22 protein-coding genes are annotated in these 24717 nt (G+C 59.3%); 12 read left to right on the plus strand and 10 right to left on the minus strand.

Features of this window, described 5'->3' with window-relative positions:
- Positions 1-78: 78 nt before the first annotated feature.
- Positions 79-1284: a sn-glycerol-3-phosphate ABC transporter ATP-binding protein UgpC gene (locus AC1DUP_RS05070; RefSeq protein ID WP_113311671.1), complete on the plus strand. Its 1206-nt coding sequence runs from the start codon at positions 79-81 to the stop codon at positions 1282-1284.
- A 355-nt stretch (positions 1285-1639) separates the two neighbouring features.
- Here AC1DUP_RS05070 and AC1DUP_RS05075 read toward each other — a convergent pair whose 3' ends face one another.
- The 3 genes from AC1DUP_RS05075 to AC1DUP_RS05085 are packed head-to-tail and all read right to left on the minus strand — an operon-like array spanning position 1640 to position 4457.
- Positions 1640-2401 (minus strand): ABC transporter ATP-binding protein, encoded by a 762-nt coding sequence (locus tag AC1DUP_RS05075; protein ID WP_113311672.1) that lies wholly within the window; start codon positions 2399-2401, stop codon positions 1640-1642.
- Positions 2398-3438, minus strand: a complete 1041-nt coding sequence (locus AC1DUP_RS05080; protein WP_477832227.1) for a FecCD family ABC transporter permease — start codon at positions 3436-3438, stop codon at positions 2398-2400. Before AC1DUP_RS05080 ends, AC1DUP_RS05075 begins: the two co-directional genes overlap by 4 nt.
- Positions 3435-4457 carry an ABC transporter substrate-binding protein gene (locus AC1DUP_RS05085; protein ID WP_113308863.1) on the minus strand — a complete coding sequence of 341 codons (1023 nt, stop codon included), beginning with the start codon at positions 4455-4457 and terminating at the stop codon, positions 3435-3437. Before AC1DUP_RS05085 ends, AC1DUP_RS05080 begins: the two co-directional genes overlap by 4 nt.
- 382 nt (positions 4458-4839) lie before the next feature.
- Between AC1DUP_RS05085 and AC1DUP_RS05090 the strand changes: the two genes are divergently transcribed.
- Both AC1DUP_RS05090 and AC1DUP_RS05095 read left to right on the plus strand, forming a co-directional pair.
- Positions 4840-5166 (plus strand): hypothetical protein, encoded by a 327-nt coding sequence (locus AC1DUP_RS05090; protein ID WP_477832228.1) that lies wholly within the window; start codon positions 4840-4842, stop codon positions 5164-5166.
- A 289-nt stretch (positions 5167-5455) separates the two neighbouring features.
- The gene (locus AC1DUP_RS05095) at positions 5456-7570 is read left to right on the plus strand and encodes a carboxy terminal-processing peptidase (RefSeq protein ID WP_113298687.1); all 2115 of its coding nucleotides are present in this window, start codon (positions 5456-5458) and stop codon (positions 7568-7570) included.
- 201 nt (positions 7571-7771) lie between these two features.
- Here the strand turns inward: AC1DUP_RS05095 and AC1DUP_RS05100 are convergent, their stop codons facing one another.
- Positions 7772-8449 (minus strand): glutathione S-transferase family protein, encoded by a 678-nt coding sequence (locus AC1DUP_RS05100; protein WP_113308866.1) that lies wholly within the window; start codon positions 8447-8449, stop codon positions 7772-7774.
- An 11-nt stretch (positions 8450-8460) separates the two neighbouring features.
- Positions 8461-8886, minus strand: a complete 426-nt coding sequence (locus AC1DUP_RS05105) for a DoxX family protein (RefSeq protein WP_113298689.1) — start codon at positions 8884-8886, stop codon at positions 8461-8463.
- Positions 8887-8964: 78 nt separating this feature from the next.
- On the opposite strand from AC1DUP_RS05105, the gene AC1DUP_RS05110 reads away from it, so the two are divergent.
- Positions 8965-9408, plus strand: a complete 444-nt coding sequence (locus AC1DUP_RS05110; RefSeq protein ID WP_477832278.1) for a MarR family winged helix-turn-helix transcriptional regulator — start codon at positions 8965-8967, stop codon at positions 9406-9408.
- A 78-nt stretch (positions 9409-9486) separates the two neighbouring features.
- Here AC1DUP_RS05110 and AC1DUP_RS05115 read toward each other — a convergent pair whose 3' ends face one another.
- Entirely contained in the window at positions 9487-10233 is a 747-nt protein-coding gene (locus AC1DUP_RS05115) for a histidine phosphatase family protein (protein WP_477832229.1), read from the minus strand.
- A 343-nt stretch (positions 10234-10576) separates the two neighbouring features.
- Here AC1DUP_RS05115 and AC1DUP_RS05120 point away from each other — a divergent pair, with 343 nt between their 5' ends.
- Positions 10577-11170 (plus strand): transglutaminase-like cysteine peptidase, encoded by a 594-nt coding sequence (locus tag AC1DUP_RS05120; protein ID WP_113308868.1) that lies wholly within the window; start codon positions 10577-10579, stop codon positions 11168-11170.
- 157 nt (positions 11171-11327) lie between these two features.
- On the opposite strand, the gene AC1DUP_RS05125 is transcribed toward AC1DUP_RS05120, so the two are convergent.
- From AC1DUP_RS05125 to AC1DUP_RS05135, 3 genes are all read right to left on the minus strand, one after another.
- Complete coding sequence (locus tag AC1DUP_RS05125; protein WP_113308869.1) at positions 11328-11660, minus strand: Atu4866 domain-containing protein; 333 nt, start codon at positions 11658-11660, stop codon at positions 11328-11330.
- Positions 11661-11769: 109 nt separating this feature from the next.
- A complete protein-coding gene (locus tag AC1DUP_RS05130) occupies positions 11770-12318 on the minus strand; it encodes a nuclear transport factor 2 family protein (RefSeq protein WP_113308870.1) in 549 nt (182 codons plus the stop codon).
- Between the two features lie 87 nt (positions 12319-12405).
- Positions 12406-13464 carry an aldo/keto reductase gene (locus tag AC1DUP_RS05135; protein WP_113308871.1) on the minus strand — a complete coding sequence of 353 codons (1059 nt, stop codon included), beginning with the start codon at positions 13462-13464 and terminating at the stop codon, positions 12406-12408.
- Between the two features lie 99 nt (positions 13465-13563).
- Between AC1DUP_RS05135 and AC1DUP_RS05140 the strand changes: the two genes are divergently transcribed.
- The gene (locus AC1DUP_RS05140; protein WP_113308872.1) at positions 13564-14454 is read left to right on the plus strand and encodes a LysR family transcriptional regulator; all 891 of its coding nucleotides are present in this window, start codon (positions 13564-13566) and stop codon (positions 14452-14454) included.
- A gap of 162 nt (positions 14455-14616) precedes the next feature.
- Here AC1DUP_RS05140 and AC1DUP_RS05145 read toward each other — a convergent pair whose 3' ends face one another.
- Positions 14617-15492, minus strand: coding sequence for an AraC family transcriptional regulator (locus tag AC1DUP_RS05145; protein ID WP_113298696.1), 876 nt, complete (start codon positions 15490-15492; stop codon positions 14617-14619).
- Between the two features lie 213 nt (positions 15493-15705).
- Here AC1DUP_RS05145 and melA (AC1DUP_RS05150) point away from each other — a divergent pair, with 213 nt between their 5' ends.
- From melA (AC1DUP_RS05150) to melA (AC1DUP_RS05175), 6 genes are all read left to right on the plus strand, one after another.
- Positions 15706-17172, plus strand: coding sequence for an alpha-glucosidase/alpha-galactosidase (gene melA, locus AC1DUP_RS05150; RefSeq protein WP_113308873.1), 1467 nt, complete (start codon positions 15706-15708; stop codon positions 17170-17172).
- Positions 17173-17296: 124 nt separating this feature from the next.
- Positions 17297-19384 (plus strand): ABC transporter substrate-binding protein, encoded by a 2088-nt coding sequence (locus AC1DUP_RS05155; RefSeq protein WP_113308874.1) that lies wholly within the window; start codon positions 17297-17299, stop codon positions 19382-19384.
- A gap of 118 nt (positions 19385-19502) precedes the next feature.
- Positions 19503-20510, plus strand: coding sequence for an ABC transporter permease (locus AC1DUP_RS05160; protein WP_113298699.1), 1008 nt, complete (start codon positions 19503-19505; stop codon positions 20508-20510).
- Position 20511: 1 nt separating this feature from the next.
- Positions 20512-21642: an ABC transporter permease gene (locus tag AC1DUP_RS05165; protein ID WP_113298700.1), complete on the plus strand. Its 1131-nt coding sequence runs from the start codon at positions 20512-20514 to the stop codon at positions 21640-21642.
- A 10-nt stretch (positions 21643-21652) separates the two neighbouring features.
- Complete coding sequence (locus AC1DUP_RS05170; RefSeq protein ID WP_113308955.1) at positions 21653-23320, plus strand: ABC transporter ATP-binding protein; 1668 nt, start codon at positions 21653-21655, stop codon at positions 23318-23320.
- Positions 23321-23342: 22 nt separating this feature from the next.
- Positions 23343-24707, plus strand: a complete 1365-nt coding sequence (gene melA, locus AC1DUP_RS05175; RefSeq protein WP_113298701.1) for an alpha-glucosidase/alpha-galactosidase — start codon at positions 23343-23345, stop codon at positions 24705-24707.
- The last annotated feature ends 10 nt before the right edge of the window (positions 24708-24717 follow it).

Genomic DNA, 24717 nt, shown 5'->3' on the forward strand with positions numbered 1-24717 from the left:
TGAAGCCAACTAAAGGACGCCAACCGACGGATCGGCGTGCCTGTGCGCCTCCAGATATAGCGTCAAAGGAATGGATTCATGGCCGGTCTCAAGTTGAACGATGTCAAGAAGAGCTTCGGCCATCATGCGATTCTTCATGGCGTCGATCTCGACGTAGGCGAGGGGGAATTCGTTGTGCTGGTCGGCCCTTCCGGCTGTGGCAAGTCGACATTGCTTCGCCTCGTCGCAGGCCTTGAAAGCGTAAGCGCCGGCCAGATTATCATTGGCGACAATGATGTGACGACGGCACCCCCTGGGGATCGCGGGATCGCGATGGTATTTCAGTCCTACGCGCTATATCCCCATATGACCGTTGCCCAAAATCTTTCCTTTGGCCTCGAAAACCTCAAAATGAGTAGAGCCGAAATCGATCAGCGCGTGATGGAGGCGGCAAGAATGCTTGCGATCGAGCCTCTCCTCGACCGACGGCCGAAGCAGCTCTCAGGCGGCCAGCGGCAACGTGTGGCAATCGGTCGGGCGATTGTCAGGAACCCCAAGCTATTTCTGTTCGATGAGCCGCTATCCAACCTGGATGCCGCACTGCGCGTGCAGACACGCGGCGAGATCAGCCGCCTGCACAAAAGGCTGGGCGCGACCATGGTCTATGTGACACATGATCAAGTCGAAGCAATGACGATGGCAGATCGTATTGTCGTCCTCAATGCAGGCCGCATCGAACAGGTCGGCACGCCATTGGAACTATTCGAGACGCCGGCCAATAGATTCGTCGCGGGCTTCATTGGCTCGCCGCAGATGAACTTTTTTGAGGGCAGTGTGCTTTCCTCCGGGCCGGGTGGCGTCGCGCTGGAGGTGCCGGGCTTCGGGCCGGTATATCTGCCGATCGAAGGCGCAGCCACGGTGGCCGGCCAGACCGTTATCCTCGGCGTGCGGCCGAACCATTTTGAACTTGCCAAGGGTGCGGCGGCAAGCAGCGTCACCGTCCGTCTAAACGTCGATTACGCGGAAAGCATTGGCACGGATACTTATGCCTACGGAAGATTGGAAGGAAGCGAGACTGCAACGATCGCGCATCTGCCGGATCACGTAGAAATCGAGGATCATTCCTCTCTGGCACTGATTGTCCAGCCTCAGCGCCTCCATCTCTTCGATTCAGAGAGCGGCGCAAATCTCAAGAGCGCAACCGGAAAAGAGAGATCCAAGGAAACCTCTTACGGTCGCAGGATTGCGTCAAATCGTGCTTCCGGGCAGATCCATGGAGATGTCGTGGCGGACCGTCATGAATAACTAGTCCTGCTTGCCACCGGCAACGCAAGCCGCCCGCTTTGGCGTGGGCACTGAGCGTCTACGGTTTGGCTACAATCGGTGGCCGCGTTGCATTGAGGCGCGTGATTGGCTGAAAAGATCTTGCCCGTCTCTGCGCCGACACTTGTGGCAAACTGACAGCCGGTCGCCCGATCCGCGACATTCTCTGCGATGAGGAGAACCGCATCTTGAGTGCGGTGATCGAGCGGGTCTGTGGGAAACAATACCGGTTCAGGGTCGAACTGAACCGACCGCACCTGCATTCACCGATGTTGGGTCCTCCCTGACCGTTCTCTTGGGAATCCCGCATCCGCTCCACCGTCGCAGCATAGCGTCCTTAAGGGAGGTAGTGGATGTGCGGCCTTGTATGATGCGGCGACGTCTCCACTCGCGCATCGACCGAAAACACATCCCGCAGAAGTTCCTGGGTCAGCACGTCTTCCGGCATGCCGGCCGCGACGATTCTGCCGCTCTGCATGACGATCAATTCGTCGCAGAACATGGCCGCGTGGTTGAGGTCGTGCATTGCGACGATGCTCGTCACCGGCAGACCGGAAACCAGCCGCATCAGCCCGATCTGATGCTGGATGTCGAGATGGTTGGTCGGTTCGTCGAGGATCAGTTCTTTCGGCGACTGCGCCAGGGCTCTTGCGATATGGGTGCGCTGCTTCTCCCCACCAGACAGGCTCTGCCAGCGTTCGTTTCGCTTGCCGGTCATGCCCGCCCGCTCGAGTGCTTGCTCGACAATCTGGTCGTCGGCGAGTGTCCAGCCGGAAAACATCGACCGATGCGGAAAGCGTCCGAGCTTGACAACGTCGATAACCCTAAGATTGGCGTTGGTCGTCGCGTGCTGTTCGACGAAGGCGACGCGTTGCGCGATCGTGCGGCGTCCGATGGTCCTGATGTTCTTCCGATCGAGCGTGATCTGGCCGGCATGCGGCTGCTTCAGGCCGGCCAGAAGCCGCAGGAGAGATGTCTTGCCGGAGCCGTTCGGTCCGAGGAGGCCAAGCATCTTGCCTGACGGTGCTTCGAAGGAGACGCCATCAAGTATGGTCTTCCTGCCAATTTTCCAGACGAGGTTTTCGGTTTTGATGCTCATGATGTGCGCTGGAACCGATAGAGAATGACAGAGAAGAAAGGGACGCCGACCAGTGCCGTGACCACGCCGATCGGCAGAACCTGCTGCGGGATCAGGACGCGCGATGCGATATCGGCGAGCACCATGAAGATCGCACCGACGATGGCGCAGGCCGGAAGCAGCCGGACATGCAGCGGCCCGACGACGAAGCGTGCCGCATGCGGCACGACAAGACCGACGAAGCCGATCGAGCCGACCATGCTGACGATCGTCGCCGTCATCATTGCCGTTAGCGCAAACAGCACGATGCGGACCCTGATGATGTTGATACCGAGAGATGCGGCCGCTTCATCACCAAAGGCAAAGGCATCGAGGACCCTGGCATAGAGCAGGCAGACGACAAGCCCGAAACCGACGATGACCGAGACCAGCATGAATTCCGGCCACCGCACTCCCCCGAAGCTGCCCAGCAGCCAGAACATGACGTCACGGGCCTGTTGTGCGTTGCCTGACGTCGTGACCACGTAGGATGTGGCGGCATTGAAGAGCTGCGAAGCGGCGACGCCGGCGAGAATTGTCCGGTCAGCGCCGCCGCGCGTGCCGTTCGACAGTAGCGCTACGAAGAAGAAAGCCGCGAAGGCGCCGGCAAAAGCCCCTGCCGACAACGAGATCGCACCTGCGCCGACACCGAGGATGACGATGGCGACCGCGCCGGTCGACGCGCCGGCGGAGATACCGAGAACATAAGGCTCTGCCAACGGATTGCGCAGCAGCGACTGCATGATTGCACCCGACAGGGCCAGCCCAGCGCCGCAGAAGGCAGCAACGAGCGCGCGGCTGAGACGGTAGTCCCAGATCACAGTTTCGTAGATGCGGTTGAGTTCCACGGCCGTCCATCCCAGCCTGTTGGTGACGGCGGCAAACGTCGTGGCGAGCGGGATCGGCAGATCGCCAATCCCGACACTGACGCCGACGACGAGGCCGACCGCCACGAGGGAGGCCAACAGGATGACGCCGAAAGCGGCAACCTGCCGGAGGGAGCGGTTCGAGGCGGTCACTTGATCAGGCCAAGGGCCTTCAGCTGTTCGGCCACCTGTTCCGCACCATAGATCGTGCGGATTGTCGGGTTCATGGCTTGACCGTCCATGACGACGATGGCCTTGTTTTTGACGGCTGGCATTTGGCTGACGGCCGGGTCGGTGTTCAGGAAGTTGATCTTGGCCTCCGGCTTGTCGAGTTCCCAGCGATTTCGGTCGAGATTGGCAACGACGATGACGTCCGGATTGATGGCGATGATGCTTTCCCAACCGAGCGTCGGCCATTCGGCTTCCGCAGTGACGGCATTCCTGCCGCCGAGCAGATCGGCGATGAAGCCGGATGCAGCGTTCTTGCCGCCGACATAGGCGTCGGCGGAAGGCGACTGGCTGGAGAACCAGAAAACATAGGAAAGCTGCTTGCCGTCCCTGGAAACGCCGGCGCGCAAATCCGCCTCGCGCTTCTTGAAATCGGCGATCAGCGCCTGGCCGCGATCGGAGACGTCAAAAATCTGCGAGAGCTCGTCGATCTCCTTGTAGAGCAGGTCCATATTCCAGAGCTGGTCGCGGCTGCCATACTCGTTCTTGACCTTTTCAGTGCTGAGGCAGGTGCTGGGTGAAACGTAGCTCGGCACGCCGACTTTGTCGAAGTCCTCGCGCTTGGCGACCTTGCTGGTCGCTCCAATCAGACTCGGCAGCGCTGCTGCAACGAAATCCGGGTTCTGCGCCAAGATCGACTCGAATGTGGGGAACTCGACAGTCAGAAGCTTGACCTTCGCATTGGCTTCGGCCAGCTGAGGCAGAACCTTGCTCGGCCAGAATGCCGTACCGGCCATTTTATCCTCAAGGCCGAGAAGCAGCATGATCTCCGCGCTGTTCTGGCCAAGTCCGATTGCGCGCTGCGGAGCCTTCTGAAGGGTGACCTTCGCACCGCAATTGTCCAGCGTCAGTGGATACCCGGTCGGCGCTGACAGTGCCGGTGTCGCGATCAGGCCGAATACGGCGACGAAAGCGGGAACCGCAAGGGACTTCAAAACGCTCATGAGAACTTCCTGTTCTTCTGGTCCCAACAAGGGGATTTTAAGGGCGCGGGCGGTATAACCCGCTTACCAAAGGAAAAACAAGAGTATTGTGGTCACCTTTTATGGCGACAGGCTCTCGATTCCGTTCTCCAAGCGGCAGAGCAGGCCGGGCGTTGCGATCGAGTCGACAGCGAGGCCTGGATACAGAGCATAAAGACGTGACACATTTCAGAACCGCGGCCGCACCATTGCGCTATGGGGCCGAATTGAAATCGGCGATCAGCACGGCATCTCGCCGTCCACTCCGCTGGGATCTTGTTCCGAGCGATCCCGTAGCCTGCAATCGTAGCCGCGCTGGCTTCATATCCTCCGAAACAGAGGATTGAATACGTGCTTGCTGTGCTTGCGGCTGAAGTGGACAGCGTCGCTACGCCGGGCGCCAGCGAAGTCTTGGTGTACTATTTTCGTCGCTTCTAAGTCTTCTTCAGCAGGTCAGGACTTCACAAGCGATGACGAGATGGGCTTCATGAAGGTTCTCGTGAGTGCCGATGACGATCGCATCCGTGGCTTAACCATGATCGGCTCGGAGGCCGGCGACGTCGTGGCGGTGGTGCAAACCGCGATGCTGGCGGACCTGGCCTACACGCACCTTCGCGACGCCATCATCGTCCACCTGACGATTGCCGAAGGTCTCGGACCGCTCTTTGCAAACGTAGGGTCTCGATCCTGATCGCCATCGGCCAGAACGACGGGATCCGTCCCTATTGCTTCGGACGGATGCCGCCGCCTGACATGTTCATTGATGTCCAGCGCCATTTCGATCGCAGTTGATTCGATAGGGCGGAAAAGGAGCGAAGAAGCCGCGAAGACGGCAAGAAAAGCTACCGGCCATCCAACGTTGTTGCCAATCAGAACGGCAAGAATTGCCGCGGATGATCCATTTTGGTTGCCAAAAAACCATAATTGCCTCACCTAGATCACACATCGGCAATAGGTATTAAGAATTGGATCATCGCTGAATGCGCATACACTACGTTTTTCTTGGTGCATTTCTTGCAATCGCTCAGTCCGCATATGCAGAAGTCGCATCGCCTGTTTTGGCCCCGCTGAAGCAACAGGCGCAAGCCGCTCAGTTGAGTGCCCAAGTTCTCACGCGCTTCAGCTACAAGCCCGTTGCACTCGACGACGCCTTGTCGGCCAGGATCATGGATCGGTTCATCAAATCGCTTGATCCAGACCGCGCACTCTTTCTGCAGGCGGACGTCGACAGGTTCATGGCTGACCGCAGCGAGATCGACGATGCCATCGAACGGCAGGACTTGAAGATCCCGTTTGCGATCTTCAACGCCTATGAACAGCGCGTTGTCGACCGCATGAACTACGCGCGCAATTTGCTTAAGCAGGGCTTCGATTTCGGCGCGCAGGAAGATTATTCCGTGCTGCGCGATAAAGAGCCTTGGCCGCAGTCTGAAGCCGAGAGCAATGACCTTTGGCGCAAGCGCGTCAAAAGCGACTGGTTGCGGTTGAAACTAGGCGGTAAAACTGACGCAGCTATTCGCGAAACGCTCGACAAGCGTTATGCCAACACCCTCGAGCGCGTTCAGAAGTATAAAAGCGACGACGTTTTTCAGTCGTTCATGGACGCCTACGCAACGTCAATCGACCCGCATACCGACTATTTCGGCGCGGCCGCTTCGGCTGACTTCAATATCGCGATGAAGCTTTCGCTGTTTGGTATCGGTGCGGTGCTGCAGGATCGCGACGACTATACGACGATCCGTGAGCTCGTGCCTGGCGGCCCGGCGCAGTTGTCCGGCAAGCTCGCAGTCGGAGACCGCATTACCGGCGTTGGTCAAGGCAAGGATGGAGCGATAAAGGAAGTGGTGGGCACGCGCCTTGATGAAGTCGTGCAACTCATACGAGGAAAAAAAGGCTCAGTCGTGCGCCTGGACATCCTGCCGGCGGACGCCGGGGCAGATGGCACGCATCGCGTAGTCAACCTCGTGCGTGACAAAATCAGTCTCGAAAAGCAGGCTGCCAGCAAGGCGGTTCTGTCCGTGGGCGGAGGCGACGCCGCGCGTAAAATCGGGGTGATTACTCTGCCGGTATTCTATGAGGATTTTGAAGCCAAGAGCAAAGGAGACAAGGACTATAAAAGCGCAAGCCGCGATGTCGCCAAGCTTCTCGGCGAACTGAAGCAAGAGAAGGTCGACAGCGTTCTCATAGACATGCGCAACAATGGCGGCGGTTCATTGGACGAGGCGATCGATTTGACTGGTCTGTTCATCGGCAACGGCCCGGTCGTTCAGCAACGCGGTAGCGACGGTAAGGTCGAGATTAGAAACGCTGATTTTGCAGCGCCTGTCTGGAAAGGCCCGGTGGGTGTCCTGATCAATCGCGGGTCGGCGTCGGCTTCGGAGATTTTTGCTGCGGCAATCCAGGATTACGGTCGGGGCGTGATTATCGGTGAACCCAGTTTCGGGAAGGGGACGGTCCAGACCGTCCTCAATCTGGACCGAATGGTTCGCAACAGCAAACCCGAATTCGGGGAGTTGAAAGTGACGATTGCCCAGTTTTTCCGGGTCAACGGCGGTACGACGCAGTTGCGCGGCGTGACACCTGATATCAGCTTGCCGGGACTTTCCGATCCGGCTGTCTTCGGCGAAACCAGTTATGACAATGCCCTGCCGTGGGCGCAGATCAAGCCTGCGGACTATGCGCCTTCCGACACTGTCACGACGTTGCTGCCGACATTGCAAAGCCGGCATGATGCACGGGTTGAGAGCGATCCGGATTTCCAACGCCTGTTAAAGGACATTGCCGACCTTAAGGCGCAGCGCGAGAAAGGGGTCGTCTCCCTCAACGAAGCCGAACGTCGTAAAGAAGCGACAGCGCGAGAAAATCGGCTGAAGTCCCGAGCGCAGGCGGATGGTGGCGAAGATCCTGGTGGAGATGATGGCCTGCAGTCAGACGAGCGCAGCCTGAGCGCTGATATTGCTATTGAGAATGCCCGCAAGAAGGCAAAAGACGTCTTGCTCAACGAGGCCGCCGCCATTGTTGCCGATGAGGCAGATCTGCAGCAAGGCGCGTTAAAGGCAGCCACAAAACAATCGGGAAACACGAACGCAAAATAATCATAACCGAAGGGCGCAACAGTGTGCTCAGCTTTGCGATCATACCGTTCGCAGCGGCGTGATTGCAGAGTGAGTATCAGATGATCGCGATCTGTCTTCGAAGGTAGCTCGAAGCAATCGGCGCGGCGTCGACCCTTCTCCTTGTGCGATCGATTCACCGCGAAGCAGTAAGGCCTCGCGGTGATGATGGCTGCATGCATCTTAAGCGGTGCTTGCGCGCAGCAGCACGGATTGATGCTTTTCAAGGAAAGCCACAAGACGCGCGTGATAGTCATCAGCCGCCGCCTGCCGAACGCTCGGCCGTTTTGCAAGCGCGCTTCGCCATTTCTGCACCCTGTCCAAACCGTCAAAGATATGATTTTCACCGATCGCATCAAAGACGTCGAAATAGCGGAAAATCGGCGCAAAGACGGCGTCCACCAGACTGAAACCCTCACCGGCGAAGAATGGTCCCCCAGACAGTTCCGCCTCGATCGTGCGGAATCTGGAAGCGATCGCCTTTCCCCTTGCTTTCAAAACTTCGAGGTCGCTGGTCGTTTCGTAAACCCAGAGATCGGCCAGAACCGACGAGCCGAATTCCATCCACCCGCGATGGCGGGCACGTATCAAAGGATCGTGTGGGTGCAGCTTCGCGCCGGCCTGCGTCTCATCGATATATTCGCAGATCGCAGCACTTTCGAAGAGCGCAGTCTGCTGTCCGCTCTCCTCGATCAGCAAAAGCGGAACCTTGCCAAGGGGGGAAATCTCGAGAAACCAATGGGGCTTGTTATCGAGGTCGATGAACTCGCGATCGAAAGGAACGCCTTTTTCGCCAAGCGCGATCGCGGCGCGTTGCACATAGGGGCAGAGATGGTGGGAAATGAGCGTGAATTTCCGCATGGTAGCGATCCTCAAGGGGTCTGGGCGGCGACGAGCGACCGCGATGGATGTAGCGCCAAGGCTCCATTGCCAAGCATCACTTGCGCGATCGAGAGAACGATAAGGTAGAGCGGATATTCCCAGCCGCCGCCCGGTGCGGTGAAGACCCAGCCGTTCGCCCCATGAACCCAGATAATTGCGCCGGCGAGCGCGGGGATAAGCGTCAGTGCCACGGCACGTGTCTGTATGCCGAGAACCAGAAGGGCGCCGCCGATGGCCTCGGCGGCGAAGGTTACATAGGCCAGCCAGCCGGGTAGACCGACGGATACGAAGTAGCCGGCAGTTCCCGCCAGGCCGAACGTCATGAGTTTCAGAATGATGCTGTGCGCGAGGTACATCGTGCCGAGGCTGATGCGCAGCAGGGCGGTTGCGTAAGGCACGGACGTTTCCATTGGCATGGTGTCTGTCTCCAATTGTAGATGCATATGCATATAATTATCCTTGCGATTGCCGTCAATATAGATGTACTTGCATCTATGAAGAATCGAAACGGCCCATCGGAACCTGTGACGCAGGCGTGGATCAGCATCATGCGCGCCCAGCAACGCCTGCTGAATGCGATAGAGACAGACTTCAAGAATGCCGGCCTGCCATCGCTCAGCTGGTACGACGTGCTCTGGGAACTCGCGCGCGCCGAAGAGGGCAGACTACGTCCCTTCGAGATCGAAGAACGCACCCTGCTTGCGCAGTATAATCTCTCGCGTCTGATCGACCGGTTGCAGCGCGAAGGCCTCGTCAGCCGGGAAGCCTTTGCTGACGACGGGCGCGGCCGTTGGGTCGTGATTACGCAAGCAGGGCGCTTGCTTCGCGAACGCATGTGGGCCGTCTATTCAAAGGCAATTGATGCCCATGTCGGAGCCAAGCTTGATGATCAAGCGGCCGCATCGATTGTTGCTCTACTGTCGCGTTTCACTGGTTAGGCGACAGGGGATGCTGCCCTAGGAAGTTCAGAGGTTCAACCCGCCGCCGGGTGCCAAGCCCAGCGGCATTGATCGGCATTAGACGCTGGTTTTCGGTGCGATCGTCAGCTCCGAACCATGGGCGCCGCGCATCTCCGTCGCTTCGGCCGGGTCGCGGTCGTCGGCCTTGTGTAGAAGTGTCGAGCGATAGCCGTCCGCATGCGTGCCCTCGATCAGCGTCACATCGGCGTTTCCCGGATTGTCGGAGCGCTCGAACCATTCGACGCTATGATGCAGGAAATTCATCTCGAAGGCACGGTTGGTGACGCCGTGGCCGACGATAACAGCGGTGTCGTTGCCGTTGCCGATATCATGCATGACGGTCAGCAAAAACATCCGTACCCGCTGGGCGACATCCGCCCGGCTCTCTCCATCAGGCGGCCGGGCATAGAACTTGCCGCTGTTGTTGCGAAGCCGCGCCCATTTCTCGAATTCTTCCGGAAATTTGCGCCGCTGCTCCGCGCGGTCGTAGATCTCCGTAAACAGGCCGAAATCCTGCTCCCGTAGCAGATAATCCTCACGCACATCGCTGATGGTGTCCGCTGGCAAGGCCTCGACGATCGCGTCCTTGGTCTGGCGCGTGCGCAGATATGGCGAATGCCAGATGGTCGCCCTCGGCGCAGCGGCACGCAGCGCTGCAAGATACGAAGCGATGCCACGCCCGGCCGCCAGCGCCTGCCGGTAACCCCATTCCGTCAGCGGAACATTGTGATCGCCGAACTGCCGGTAGGCGCTCTCGCTGATGTTGCCGAGAGATTCGCCGTGTCGAACGAGGAAGATGCGCATGTCTGTCCGTCTACGCTGAGGGTGAGAACATCATGACGGGCGCGGAGGTAGTGTGCAATGGCCGACAACCTGATCGAGTGACGACCCCCTAGTTCGGTTTACTTGGCTTTTTAAACCGGCAGCTTGCCGCCGCCATTGAAAACGGCCATCCGGTGCGCTAGTTTAAATTGTTATCTGCCATCGCAGATTCATATGGTTGTATTTGAAAGACGATCATCTCTGGAGACATGGGCCTGAAATCATCGATCCTGGACATAGCTCCAGCCAATCGAACGAGACTGTTCCTTCACCGATGGCAATTGACTTGTGCCTCGGTCGATGAACTGGTGCACGGAGGTAGCAAATGTCTAGGCACAAACTGGCAATCGTTGCGACACTTGCATCGCTGCTAGCTGTTCAGACTGCCGAAGCCGACGGCCCTGCTGGCGCTGCTCGCGGCTTGAAGACGGCGCCGGTATTCAGCTATATTCTCGAAAAACGCCGGACTGCCGCCCCTTTTGCGCATGTGATGTTTTGCGCGCGATATCCAGATGAGTGTACTGCTCGCGGCGAGGCTTCCGAAATCCCCTTCACCCCGTCTGCCGACAAGCAGCTTCAGGCCGTCAACACCTCGGTCAACCGCTCGATCCGCCCGGTTGACGACCGATCCGATCAGGGGGATGTCTGGCAGGTGAACGTCAAGTCCGGCGATTGCGAGGATTTTGCGCTGACGAAGCGGGACCACCTGATCGCGATGGGCTGGTCGTCGAAGGCACTGCGTATCGCCGTCACCAAGACGCCCACCGGCAAGGGCCATGCGGTTCTGGTCGTCAAGACCGATCGTGGCGACCTGGTGCTCGACAACCGGACAAATGCGATCCGAAACTGGAAGGATGCGGATCTTCGCTGGCTTATGATCCAGTCAGGTGAAGACCCGCGCATATGGTACGAACTTTAGATGCACCGGCATTGCATGCCCTTGGACACATGCGGCGCACGATCTCCAACGTCTTGTCAAATTCTTCCTGTGTCATGCCAAGGCTCTTGCGATTGTCCCCGACAACGAAGGCGAGGAACTCGGTGCCAAAACGGCGGATGTCATTTTTACGGCGCAGCTAGCGTTTTGTACGGTCCGTAAGGCGGCGCAAAACCATGCCGCCGTGGTGCAGGGTGTTTGCGTCGACGAAGTCGCCATCGGCCGTGAAGCCGGTGTCGTCCCAATATTCGATATGTGCGCCGGTTACTTCGTAACGCCCTTCATAGGCGCGTTCGCGCCTACCGCGTGCCTCGACATAACGCCCGGTCGGCAGAAGTTCGTGGCGAACATGACCGTCGTCGGTCACCCACATGCCGGTATAGGGATGGTTTGTCTTCAAGTTGGCTTCCTCAGATTGTACGGATTGACTCAAGAGCGTGGCCGTCATCAGGACTGCAAATGCATGCCTCATGGTCGGGCTCCTCAACGCCTGTTGATATTCTGGTTGCGATGGTGAATTGCGGTGTGCGCAGGGTCCGGCGGGCGATGCGAGAGGCCGAACCACAGCCGGACTGTGACCGCTATCGCGCACGCGGCTCGTTGTTTTCGACAACCTGCTGGTAGGCGACGAGGTCCAGAAAGGCTTCGGCCTCGACAACAGAGCCGTCCTTCATCCGGAATATCCAAACGAACTGGTTCCGATAAGGTGCGCCGGAGGTTGTCGTGGCCGACCCGTTGAAGCGGATGATGACCATGTCTCCATCCGCAAAGATATTATGCACCTGCGGTAACACGGGGGTTGTCAGACGGCTAGTAAGAGGCCCTGACCCTCGCTCGACGAAGTCCTCGAGACTGCGGTAGGTGCCGGCCACCGGGCCGGAGCCGTGGATTGTCCAGACGACGTCGGGCGCGAGAAGCTCGGCAAAGACGTTGCCACCTGCACGCCATTTCTCGAATGCCGTGCGAACGATGGCCTTGTTCTGTGTCTCCACGGCGGTGTCCTGGATTTCCACACCGGCGCCTGGCGCGGTTTCGGCATGCGCCGGTCCGATGATGGCCAGGGATGCTGAAGCGACCAGCAATTTGCGGCACGCCCTGTCAAGGTGGTTAGGCAGTGAGGAAAAGGTCATGGTATCATTCCTTTCTTCGGGTTGATGAAGAGCGAGAAAGACCGCCTTGGCCGCACGCCTTCATGCATGTTGGTCCTCTTTGTCTGCTCAGATGCGGCGAGCCACTGAAGCTTCGCCGAAGATGAGTTGCTGGACCAATGGGCGTTCCACGAAACGGGCCGGGAATATCGGATCCGGGTCGCTTACCCGGTTCAGACGATCGAGGTGGTCTGGCGACAGCACCACGTCCAAAGCGCCGAGATTGTCCTCTGCCTGGGCAACGGTGCGGGCGCCCATGATGGGGGACACAACCGAGGGGTTCGCCAGTGTCCATGCAAGGGCCACCCGGGACGGTGTCGACCCCACTTCCTCGGCAACCGCGCGAACCTCGTGCGCAATCTCGATCGAGCGCTCGTTCAGATGCCCGGACGAAGCGATAACGCCCTTGCGGCTGGGGGACACGGCTGCCTCTCGTGAATCCTGAACGTCCGCTCGGGAGTATTTGCCGGTCAGCACGCCGCCCCCTAGCGGGGACCACGGAAGGACGCCGAGGCCCAAGGCTGCGGCCATCGGCAGGAGCTCGTGCTCGACGGTGCGTTCCACAAGACTGTACTCGATCTGGAGCGCGACGAAGGGCGACCACCCGCGCATGTCTGCGAGCGTCTGCATTTGCGCGACCCGCCATGCGGGCGTATTGCAGATGCCGAGATAGAGGATCTTTCCCGACCGAACGAGATCGTCGAGGGCGCGCATCACCTCATCCGGCTGGGTCGTCATGTCCCATCCATGCAGATAGAAGAGATCGATGCGATCCGTGCCGAGTTGTCTGAGGCTCTGCTCGGCAGACCGTATTATGTTGAGGCGATGGTTTCCGCCCGCATTGGGGTTGCCGGGCTCGCGTGACATCGTGAACTTTGTCGCGATGACGAGCCGCTCACGCTTGTCGCTGACGAATTCTCCGAGGAGGCGTTCGGCGCCGCCGTTGGTATAGTTCACCGAAGTATCGATGAAGTTGCCGCCCCGATCGACATACAGATCAAAGATACGATGGGCTTCGGCACTGTCGGCACCCCAACCCCATTCCGATCCGAAGGTCATGGTGCCCAGGCTCATGGGCGAAACGCGCAGGCCCGAACGGCCCAGCAGCTTGTAGTTATCCAGCATCATCTTGTCTGCCATCTCCAATTTACCGAGCCAAACGTACAGGCTCCCAAAAGAGCGGACAACTTGCCCAATCATAACCACTCTGGTAACTTCATCTAACCAATGGCTGTAGATCTGAATGGCATCTCTGTTTTTCTGGCCGTCGCAGAGGCGAAGAGTTTCCGCGCGGCCGCCGAGCATCTGGGTGTTACGCGGCCAGCGGTGAGCCAGACGATCCGTCGCCTCGAAGATCGGCTCGGCGTGGCACTCGTTCAGCGAACGACACGGAGCGTCAGCTTGACGGAAGCTGGCGAGCAACTTTATCAGCGCGTGGCGCCGGCCATTTCCGAGGTCGGTCTAGCCCTTGAGGCCACCGCCGATCAGGACATCGCTCCGAACGGCCTTTTGCGGTTGGCAGTGTCCTCGATTGCGGAGCGGTTCATCTCAGGACCGCTGCTGTCGGGCTTTGCTGACGCCTATCCTGCCGTTCAGATCGATGTGACCGTCACGGACGAGGAATTCGACATCGTGGCGGAGGGATATGACGCGGGGGTGCGGCTGGGCGAAGTGATCGACCAAGATATGATCGCCGTCCCGGCATCCGGCGAGCAACGTCAGTGCGCGTTTGCCGCGCCTTCCTATCTCGAGCGTTTCGGGAAGCCCTCGCATCCCTCGGAACTGGCCCAGCATCGCTGTATCGGCTGGCGTCCCGCACCCCATACCGCACCTTATCGTTGGGAGTTTGGCGAGAATGGACGTGAGTTCGATGTGGCGGTGAATCCTCAGATCACCACCAATGACATGTGGTTGATGATCCGCACGGCCCGGGCGGGGGGAGGCATCACGTTTGGCATGGAAGAGACCTTCAGGCCTTATGTCTCATCCGGCGAACTGGTGCCTCTTCTGCAAGAGTATTGCCCGTCGTTCGCAGGCTTTTTCCTCTACTTTCCCAACCGGCGGAATCTCGCCCCGAAGCTGCGTGCCCTGGTCGAGCATGTGCGGCGCCGGCGATAGTACTGACATTCCCATCGACACGATCGTGCAGATTGCGTTCGACATGCCGGTTAGTTTAGGCAACCCGCACGTCGCGGTTCGACATGACGCCACAAAATGCCGCCCCCTTAAACTTTGATAGCGCGTGGGCGTTTGCCGGATAATCCGATCGGTTTCCAACCCCTACCGGCTGCGGCCGATGCTCGCATACATGCCTGTCGTGCGGAATTCGGTTGGCGTGATGCCATAAACGCGCCGGAAGACCTTGGCGAAATAGTTCGCATCCTCGAAGCCGCACATGATCGAGACTTCCTTGACCGGAAGGAAGTCCGCCTTGGTCAACAGCTTTGCGGCGCGCTGCAACCGTTGCTGCAGGACATATTCGGCGGGCGGCACACCTTCGCTTTCCGCAAAGCTGCGGGAGAAATGCGCGCGGCTCAAACCGACGATCGCCGCAAGCTCGCTGACCGGGAGCGTTTTTTCCAGATTGATATTGATATGGTCGATCACGGGCTGCATGACGCTCTGTTCGGCCATGAAGGCCGGCGCTCCGAAGATGTCGTCGTACAACGCCATGGCGGCTTCGTAGGCGATCGCCGAGGCGGAGCCCGGCGTGTTTGCACCCCTGACGAGACGCAGGCTGCAATCGGCCAGATGATCGACGGTCGATTGCTGCAGTTTCAGCACCGGCCCTGCTAAAGCCAGCACCATCTTGTGGATGCGCAGCGTCTCCTCGCCGTTCATCGAGATCCAGAAATATTCCCAGCGCTCGCCCTTTTCGAGCCAGTAGCGGTGATTGTGGGGCACCATCACCATCATCGTATCGCCGCTCTGGAGCTTGTAGTTGCGGTTCTGGTAGCGCAGACGGCCGGTGCCGCTGATCGTATGCTGCAGCACCGTGAACGGCGTCTGGCCGCGCTTTCTGCCGTCCCAGTCATAGGTTTCGGCCTCGCGCACCTCATATCCGGCGCTCGTCGGCATGGCGTGCAGACGCTGGCGTCCGCGTGGCAGCGAAACCGTCCTCATCGACTGTCCGTTGGCGATCAATTCCTGCAGCACAAAATTACCCTCGAAAGCATAATCCTTCTCTGGCCGCCCTGCCGAATATGGGCATAATCCCGTCTCACAAGAGGAAGAGATCACGGTCGAAAGAACGGCCGGGAGGAATACAGGCACCATTTTCTGTATTTTGGACGACATACGCAAGGCGTGCCGACCAGCCCTCCCTAACCGCCTTTCTACCTAGCATTTGATCGGATCGAGGTGAAGGATATGAGTTTCAAAATCGCTATTATCGGGGCAGGCAGCGTCGGCTTCACAAAGAAGCTCTTCACGGACATTCTCTGCGTGCCGGAATTCAAGGACATCGAATTCGCGCTGACCGACCTCAGCGAGCATAACCTCCAGATGATCAAGGCAATTCTCGACAAGATCGTCGAGGCAAACAAGTTGCCGACCAAGGTGACAGCGACGACGGATCGCCGCAAGGCGCTTGAAGGCGCACGTTATATCATCAGTTGCGTGCGCGTCGGCGGGCTGGAAGCCTATGCCGACGATATCAGAATTCCCCTGAAATACGGCATCGACCAGTGTGTCGGCGATACGATCTGCGCCGGCGGCATTCTTTACGGTCAGCGCAACATTCCGGTCATCCTCGACTTCTGCAAGGATATCCGGGAGGTCGCAGCACCGGGTGCGAAGTTCCTGAACTACGCGAACCCGATGGCGATGAATACCTGGGCGGCCATCGAATATGGCAAGGTCGACACGGTCGGCCTCTGCCACGGCGTTCAGCATGGTGCGGAGCAGATTGCCGAAGTGCTCGGCGCCAAGTCGCAAGGCGAGCTTGACTACATCTGCTCGGGTATCAATCACCAGACCTGGTTCGTCGATCTGCGCCTCAACGGCCGCAAGATCGGCAAGGACGAGCTGATTGCTGCCTTCGAGGCGCACCCGGTCTATTCGCAGCAGGAGAAGCTGCGCATCGACGTGCTGAAGCGCTTCGGCGTCTATTCGACCGAGAGCAACGGCCATCTCTCCGAATACCTGCCCTGGTACCGCAAGCGGCCGGACGAAATTACCCGCTGGATCGACATGTCCGACTGGATCCACGGCGAAACCGGCGGCTATCTGCGCCACTCGACCGAGACCCGCAACTGGTTCGAGACGGAATTCCCGCAATTCCTCGCTTCGGCCGAAAAGCCGATCGATCCGGCCAAGCGCTCCAACGAACACGCGAGCCACATCCTCGAGGCGCTGGAGACCGGCCGGGTCTATCGCGGCCATTTCAACGTCAAGAATACCGGCGTCATTACCAACCTGCCATCCGATGCCATCATCGAGTCGCCGGGCTTCGTCGATCGTTTCGGCATTAACATGGTCTCCGGCATCACCATTCCGGAAGCCTGTGCGGCGACCTGTATCTCGTCGATCAATGTCCAGCGCATGTCGGTGCATGCGGCAATATCAGGCGATATCGATCTCCTGAAGCTCGCGGTGTTGCACGATCCGCTGGTCGGCGCCGTCTCGACGCCGGAGGAGGTCTGGCAGATGGTCGACGAAATGGTCGTCGCCCAGGCCCGCTGGCTGCCGCAATATGCCGATGCCGTGCCGGCTGCCAAGGAGCGGCTGGCGAATTCAAAGGTCAAGACGAGGGAGTGGGAAGGGGCTGCACGCCGCAATGTTCGCTCCATTGAAGAACTTCGCGTCGAAAAGGCGGCGCTGAAGCAGGCCGTTTAAGTCGTGGATGGAGGAAGCTGCGGCAGGGTCTTCGGGAGGAAGATCCGCCGCACCGAGGCTTTTTCCATCGCCGTTTGAGGAGAAGCGGAGACGCTGCAAGCGCTCCGAACAAGAGGGAGAGACGATGACGAATTTCCGTAAGATCGGCATCCTGGCAGGACTGGCGCTTGGCGTTTCAGTCGCCGCCATCAATGCCTACGCATCCGAGCCGACAGTACCTCCGGCTCCGCCCGCGTTCCCGGCGGAAGGCAAGATCAAATATGTGTCCCGCGACTCCATTCTGGAGTTCAAGGCGCTGCCGGAATATCACGAGCCGGACTGGCTGACGAAAAACTTCGTCGCCACCGGCAAGCTTCCGGCAGTCAAGGATCGCCTTCCAAAGGAACCAATGGTCTTCAAGACCGAAAATATGCCTGATGGCACCGGCGTCTACGGCGATACGATGCGCCATGTGATCGGCGGCCGGCCGGAAGGCTGGAATTACGGTGCCGGCCAGACACAGGGCTGGGGTGGCATCGATATCGGCCTCTCCGAATGCCTGACGCGCACCGCGCCGCTCTTCCAGGTCGAGGCCAAGGATACCGAGCCGCTGCCGAACCTTGCCAAGGGCTGGGAATGGTCGCAGGACGGCCACAAGCTGACCATGCATCTGGTGGAAGGCGCCAAGTGGTCAGACGGGGCGCCATTCAATGCCGATGACATCATGTTCTATTGGGAAGACGAAGTCATCGATCCGAACGTCTCGCCGCTCGGCGGCGGTGCGTCGCCGGAGGCTTTCGGCGAGGGAACCACGCTCACGAAGATCGACGACTACACGGTCGAATGGACCTTCAAGGAAGCCTTCCCGAAGCAGTATCTCTATACGATGGCCTATCCGAACTTCTGCCCGGGGCCGTCGCATATCCTCAAGCCGCAGCATCCGAAATATTCGAAGAACACCTACGACCAGTTCAAGAATGCCTTCCCGCCGGAATTCATGAATATGCCGGTCATGGGCGCCTGGGTGCCGGTCGAATACCGGCCTGATGATATCATCGTCATGCGCCGCAACCCCTATTACTGGAAGGTCGATGAGAAGGGCAATCAGCTGCCTTATCTCAACGAGTTGCACTACAAGCTCTCGACCTGGGCTGACCGTGACGTGCAGGCCGTTGCCGGCTCCGCCGACTTCTCGAACCTCGAGCAGCCGGAAAACTTCGTGGCGTCGCTGAAGCGCGCCGCCGAAAAGACCGCTCCGGCGCGTCTCGCCTTCGGTCCGCGCCTCATCGGCTATAACCTGCGCATGAACCTCTCTGCCAATGGCTGGGGTGATCCGGATGCCCGCAGCCAGGCGATCCGCGAGCTCAATCGCAATGAAGACTTCCGTAAGGCCGTAACTATGGCGTTCGACCGCAAGGCGATCGGCGACTCTCTCGTCAAGGGACCGTTCACGGCGATCTATGCAGGCGGTCTGTCTTCGGGCACCAGCTTCTATGACCGCAATTCGACGGTTTACTATCCTTTCGATCTTGCCGGGGCCAAGGCACTGCTTGCTAAGGTCGGCCTGAAGGATACGGATGGCGACGGCTTCGTGAACTTCCCGGCCGGAACCGGAGACGGCAAGGACGTCGAAATCGTGCTTCTCGTCAATAACGGCTATGCCACCGACAAGAGCCTTGCCGAAGGTGTCGTCGGCCAGATGGAGAAGCTCGGCATCAAGGTCATCATCAATGCTCTTGATGGTCCGAAGCGCGACAATGCGCATTATGCCGGCCAGTTCGACTGGCTGATCCAGCGTAATACGTCGGAGCTCGCCTCCGTGGTGCAGAATACCGAACAGCTTGCCGCTGTCGGCCCACGCACCAGCTGGCACCATCGCGCCGGCAAGGGTGACCAGCTCGATCTCCTGCCTTACGAGAAGGACCTTGCCGACATTGTGAACAAGTTCCGTGCGAGCCAGGACAATGACGAACGTGTCGCGCTCATGAAGCAGTACCAGAAGACCGCGACCGAACATGTCGATACGGTCGGCCTCACGGAATATCCGGGCGCGCTGATTATCAACAAGCGCTTTTCGAACATCCCTGAGGGCACGCCGATCATGATGTTCAACTGGGCTGAAGACTCCGTCATCCGCGAACGCCTCTGGGTGGCTGCTGACAAGCAGGGCAAGTACGAACTCTTCCCTGGTCAGCTTCCCGGCAAGCCCGGAGACAAGGGTCCCGTAAACTAAGAGCTCCCTCCCGAAAGACGAAACTTCCGGCCGCGCGTGCAGCGCGCGGCCGGTCAGAATCAACGAGCCGGCCGCGCTGGAGACGAGCGACTGGCGGCAAGGAGAAGCGAACCGTTCGATGTTACGATTCCTGCTCATGCGCATCGCTTCGGCGATCCCCGTCCTCTTCATCCTGAGCGTGGTGACCTTTGCCATCATCCAGGCGCCGCCCGGCGACTATGCCGACTATATCCGCTCGCAGCTGATCAATCAGGGCGGAGCCTCCTTCGCTCAGGCTGATGCGCAGGCCGAGGCCTACCGCGTCGAACATGGACTTAATAAGCCGCTGGTCATCCAGTACGTGAACTGGATCAAGGGCATCGTGACCGAAGGCGATTTTGGCTACAGCATGTTCTACAACAAGCCGGTTGCCGATGTGGTCGGCGAGCGCCTGCCGCGCACACTGGCCCTGGCGCTGGTCTGCCACATCTTCGCATCGATCCTCGGTATCAGCTTCGGCATATGGGCGGCGACTCGCCAATATAGCTGGATCGACAACCTGCTCTCGGGTGTCGCCTTCCTCGGCATGACGGTACCGCGCTTTCTGATGGCGCTGATCATCGTCTACCTGCTGGTCTTCCAGTTCAACGTCACGGAAATCGGCAGCTTCTTCTCGCCGCAATATGGCGGGGCGCCGTGGTCCTGGGCGAAATTCATGGATCTCGTCAGCCACGTCTGGCCGGTCGTTGCAATCGCTACCTTCGGCGGGCTCGCCTACAATATGCGCGTCATGCGCGGCAACCTGCTCGATACGCTGAATGCCCAATATGTTGAGACGGCACGTGCCAAGGGGCTCTCGGGTGGCGCGGTCGTCATGCGCCATGCCGTTCCGAACGCGCTGCATCCGCTCGTCATGTATCAGGGCGTCGTGCTTCCCTACATGCTGACCGGCGAGATCGAAACCGCGATCATCTTTGCCCTGCCGACCGTTGGTCCGGCCATCGTCGGCTCCATGGCGATCGGTGATGTCTATGTCACCGCCACCTTCATGCTGGTGCTGTCGGCAACGCTGATCGTCGGCAACATTATCGCCGATATGCTGCTTGTCATGCTCGATCCTCGGGTCCGTCAATATGGAGGAGCCTGATATGTTTGCCTTCGACTCTTCCCCACCCCCGCCGCATGAAGAGGCAGTCAAGAATAGCGGCCACGGCAATGAGAGCTATATGGCGCTGGTCTGGCGCCGCCTGCGGCGCTCCTGGACCGGCATGATCGGCCTCATCCTTGTCGGCCTGCTGATCATCATGGCGATATTTGCCGATTTCATTGCGCCATTGGATCCAAAGGCGACCGATGTCGGATTCGCGCCGCCGCAGCTCATCAGCATCCATGATAAGGAAGGCAATCTTGTCTGGCCGCGCGTCTATGCGCTGGCGGATTCCGAAGAACTCGATCCGGTTACCTTCCAGCCGGTCGTCGGCCTGGATTATGACAATCCGCGTCTGCTCGGCTTCTTCGTCAGGGGGGCGGACTACAATCTACTCGGTCTCATCCCGGCCAATCGCCATTTCTTCGGCACGGTCGATGGCCAGCCGGTGCATTTCCTCGGCACCGACAAGTTCGGTCGTGACGTCCTGTCGCGCGCCATCATCGGCTCGCGCATCTCGCTGATGATCGCACTGACAGTGGTCTTTATCGTCACGGTCGTCGGTACCACCGTCGGCATGGTCTCGGGTTATTACGGCGGCGCCTTCGATGTCTGGGTGCAGCGTTTCGTCGAGCTGGTGCTCGCCTTCCCGCAATTGCCGCTCTATCTGGCGCTGACGTCGCTGATCCCGATCACCGCGCCGACCAATGTTTTCCTCGCCTTCGTGATCTTCGTCATGTCGGCGCTTGGCTGGGCGCAGATGTCGCGCGAGGTGCGCGGCAAGACGCTGGCGCTGGCGCGCATCGAATATGTACGGGCGGCGATGGCGGTTGGCGCCACCGACCGGCGCATCATCTTCCAGCATATTTTCCCGAACGTGATGAGCCACGTGATCGTCGCCGTCACCATCCACATTCCGAGCGTCGTGCTGCTCGAATCCTTCCTCGGCTTCCTCGGCTTTGCCGTGAAGCCGCCGCTGATTTCCTGGGGCCTGATGCTGCAGGATACGGCGAACTATTCCGTCATCGGAACATATCCCTGGATTCTCGCCCCCGTCGCCTTCGTGCTGATCACCGTCTTTGCGTTCAATGCGCTGGGCGACGGTCTGCGCGATGCGGTCGATCCCTATTGAGGTGATGAAGATGGCTCTTGCTCTCGTAAGTTCCTTCGCCCCGCCCGTCCGTCACGACCATGACGGACGCAAGGAAAGTCCTGTTATCGACGCGCGCAATATCGGCGTGAATTTCAAGGTCGAGCACGGCACCGTCGAGGCCGTGAAGGATATTTCCTTCCAGCTCTACCGCGGCGAAACCATCGCCATCGTTGGCGAGTCCGGTTCCGGCAAGTCGGTGACGGCGCGCACCGTCATGGGGCTGCTGTCCAAGCGTGCGGTCATCTCGCCGCGCTCGAGCGTCGAATATGACGGTGCCAACATCCTGAAATTCTCCGAGAAGGCTCGCCGCAAGCTGCGCGGCGACCGGATCTCGATGATCTTCCAAGAGCCGATGAGTTCGCTGAACCCGATCTATACGATCGGCAGCCAGATCGTCGAGGCAATCCGCGTCCACCGCAAGATGAGCCGCAAGCAGGCCGATGCCAAGGCGCTGGAACTCTTGAAGCAGGTGCAGATCCCCGATCCTGAAGCGCGGCTGCGGCAATATCCGCACCAGCTCTCGGGCGGCCAGCGGCAGCGTGTTATGATCGCCATGGCGCTTGCCAATGATCCCGATGTCCTGATCGCCGACGAGCCGACGACGGCGCTCGACGTCACCGTCCAGGCGCAGATCCTCAATCTCATCCGCAATCTGCAGACGGAGTTGCGGATGGCGGTGATCCTCATCACTCATGACCTGACGGTCGTGCGCAAGTTCTCCGACTATGTCTACGTGATGCAGCATGGCGAGATGCGCGAGCACAATATAACCGAGCAGCTCTTCGCCAATCCGCAGCATCCCTATACCAAGCATCTCCTGGCATCCGAGCCGCGCGGCCAGGCCAATCCACTACCGGAGGGATCGGATATCATTCTCGACGCCCGTGGGGTGCGTGTCTCCTTCATGATGCGCCATGGCGGTTTCTTCCGGCCGCAATTGCGTGAGCTGGTCGCCGTCGACAGCCTCAATCTCACCCTGCGGCGGCACGAGACGCTGGGTCTCGTCGGTGAATCCGGCTCGGGCAAGACGACCTTCGGCCAGGCTATTCTGAGACTCAACGATACGGATAATGGCGAAATCTATTTCGATCGACAGCCAATCCACGGCAAGTCGCGGGCGGAAATGCGACCCCTTCGCTCGCGCATGCAGGTCGTCTTCCAGGATCCCTTTTCATCGCTTAATCCGCGTATGACGATCGGCCAGATCATCGAGGAAGGGCTGGTTGTCAACAAACTCGGTACCAACAAGGCCGAACGCCTGGACCGCGTCCGCGAGGCGCTGATTGCCGCCGGTATGCCCGGCAATATCCTCTCACGCTTCCCGCATGAATTCTCCGGCGGCCAGCGCCAGCGCATCGCCATCGCGCGGGCAATTGCGCTGGAGCCGGAATTCATCCTGCTCGACGAGCCGACCTCGGCGCTCGACCTGTCGGTTCAGGCGCAGATCATCGAACTGCTGCGCAAGCTGCAGGATGAGCGGGGCCTCAGCTATCTCTTCATTTCGCATGACCTGAAGGTCGTGCGCGCCCTCTGCCACCGTGTCATCGTCATGCAGCACGGCAAGATCATGGAAGAGGGCCCTGTCAACGAAGTCCTTTCCAACCCCAAGACACCCTACACCGAACGGCTCGTCAAAGCCGCTTTCGACGTAGCCTGATTTCAGAATGCCGGAGGTTCATATGGCAAATCCCAGAATAGCGTTCATCGGAGCTGGCTCCACCGTTTTCATGAAGAACATCGTTGGCGACATCCTGCAGCGTCCGGCGCTGTCAGGCGCCACGATCGCGTTGATGGATATCAACCCGCAGCGCCTTGAAGAAAGCGCCATCGTCGTCAACAAGCTGATCTCGACGCTTGGCGTGAAGGCGAAGGCGGAAACCTATGGCGACCAGCGCAAGGCGCTGTCGGGTGCCGATTTCGTCGTCGTCGCTTTCCAGATCGGCGGGTACGAGCCCTGTACGGTGACGGACTTCGAAGTGCCGAAGAAATACGGCCTGCGCCAGACGATCGCCGATACGCTCGGCGTCGGCGGCATTATGCGCGGTCTCAGAACCGTGCCGCATCTCTGGAAGATCTGCGAGGACATGCGCGCCGTCTGCCCGAACGCCATCATGCTGCAATATGTAAACCCGATGGCGATCAATACCTGGGCGATCTCAGAGAAATATCCTGACATCAAGCAGGTCGGTCTCTGCCACTCCGTGCAGGGCACGGCAATGGAACTCGCCCACGACCTCGACATTCCCTACGAGGAAATCCGCTACCGCTCGGCCGGCATCAATCACATGGCCTTCTATCTGAAGTTTGAGCATCGTCAGCCGGATGGTTCCTACAAGAACCTCTATCCCGATCTCGTGCGCGCCTATCGTGAGGGACGTGCGCCGAAGCCCGGCTGGAACCCGCGTTGCCCCAACAAGGTGCGTTACGAGATGCTGACGCGTCTTGGCTACTTCGTCACCGAGAGTTCCGAACATTTCGCCGAATACACGCCCTATTTCATCAAGGAAGGTCGCGAGGACCTGATCGAGAAATTCGGCGTGCCGCTCGACGAATATCCCAAGCGCTGCATCGAGCAGATTGCCCGCTGGAAAGGGCAGGCGGAAACCTATCGCTCCGCCGAGAAGATCGAGGTCCAGTCATCAAAGGAATATGCCTCCTCGATCATCAATTCGGTCTGGACCGGCGAACCCTCGGTCATCTACGGCAATGTCCGCAACAATGGCTGCATTACCTCGCTTCCGGCCAATTGCGCCGCCGAAGTGCCGTGCCTTGTCGATTCCTCCGGCATCCAGCCGACCTATATCGGTGACCTGCCGCCGCAGCTGACCGCGCTGATGCGCACCAACATCAATGTCCAGGAACTGACGGTCCAGGCACTGATGACGGAGAACCCCGAGCATATCTATCATGCGGCGATGATGGACCCGCACACGGCTGCCGAACTCGACCTCGACCAGATCTGGTCGCTGGTGGATGAGCTGCTTGCCACTCATGGCGACTGGCTGCCGGAATGGGCGCGGCCGAGCAAGGTCCGTGCCGCTTGAGAGACCAATA

Source organism: Rhizobium sp. 01L419, from assembly GCF_056400025.1.

Bases quoted from the DNA above. Each gene is read 5' to 3' on its own strand.
- AC1DUP_RS05115 (WP_477832229.1), bottom strand. From the start codon at position 10,233: ATGCGCATCTTCCTCGTTCGACACGGCGAATCTCTCGGCAACATCAGC.
- AC1DUP_RS05160 (WP_113298699.1), top strand. From the start codon at position 19,503: ATGTTACGATTCCTGCTCATGCGCATCGCTTCGGCGATCCCCGTCCTC.
- AC1DUP_RS05105 (WP_113298689.1), bottom strand. From the start codon at position 8,886: ATGCCAATGGAAACGTCCGTGCCTTACGCAACCGCCCTGCTGCGCATC.
- AC1DUP_RS05170 (WP_113308955.1), top strand. From the start codon at position 21,653: ATGGCTCTTGCTCTCGTAAGTTCCTTCGCCCCGCCCGTCCGTCACGAC.
- melA (WP_113298701.1), top strand. From the start codon at position 23,343: ATGGCAAATCCCAGAATAGCGTTCATCGGAGCTGGCTCCACCGTTTTC.
- AC1DUP_RS05070 (WP_113311671.1), top strand. From the start codon at position 79: ATGGCCGGTCTCAAGTTGAACGATGTCAAGAAGAGCTTCGGCCATCAT.
- AC1DUP_RS05125 (WP_113308869.1), bottom strand. From the start codon at position 11,660: ATGAGGCATGCATTTGCAGTCCTGATGACGGCCACGCTCTTGAGTCAA.
- AC1DUP_RS05095 (WP_113298687.1), top strand. From the start codon at position 5,456: ATGCGCATACACTACGTTTTTCTTGGTGCATTTCTTGCAATCGCTCAG.
- AC1DUP_RS05120 (WP_113308868.1), top strand. From the start codon at position 10,577: ATGTCTAGGCACAAACTGGCAATCGTTGCGACACTTGCATCGCTGCTA.
- AC1DUP_RS05130 (WP_113308870.1), bottom strand. From the start codon at position 12,318: ATGACCTTTTCCTCACTGCCTAACCACCTTGACAGGGCGTGCCGCAAA.
- AC1DUP_RS05135 (WP_113308871.1), bottom strand. From the start codon at position 13,464: ATGATGCTGGATAACTACAAGCTGCTGGGCCGTTCGGGCCTGCGCGTT.
- AC1DUP_RS05155 (WP_113308874.1), top strand. From the start codon at position 17,297: ATGACGAATTTCCGTAAGATCGGCATCCTGGCAGGACTGGCGCTTGGC.
- melA (WP_113308873.1), top strand. From the start codon at position 15,706: ATGAGTTTCAAAATCGCTATTATCGGGGCAGGCAGCGTCGGCTTCACA.
- AC1DUP_RS05085 (WP_113308863.1), bottom strand. From the start codon at position 4,457: ATGAGCGTTTTGAAGTCCCTTGCGGTTCCCGCTTTCGTCGCCGTATTC.
- AC1DUP_RS05165 (WP_113298700.1), top strand. From the start codon at position 20,512: ATGTTTGCCTTCGACTCTTCCCCACCCCCGCCGCATGAAGAGGCAGTC.
- AC1DUP_RS05140 (WP_113308872.1), top strand. From the start codon at position 13,564: ATGGCTGTAGATCTGAATGGCATCTCTGTTTTTCTGGCCGTCGCAGAG.
- AC1DUP_RS05100 (WP_113308866.1), bottom strand. From the start codon at position 8,449: ATGCGGAAATTCACGCTCATTTCCCACCATCTCTGCCCCTATGTGCAA.
- AC1DUP_RS05075 (WP_113311672.1), bottom strand. From the start codon at position 2,401: ATGAGCATCAAAACCGAAAACCTCGTCTGGAAAATTGGCAGGAAGACC.
- AC1DUP_RS05110 (WP_477832278.1), top strand. From the start codon at position 8,965: ATGAAGAATCGAAACGGCCCATCGGAACCTGTGACGCAGGCGTGGATC.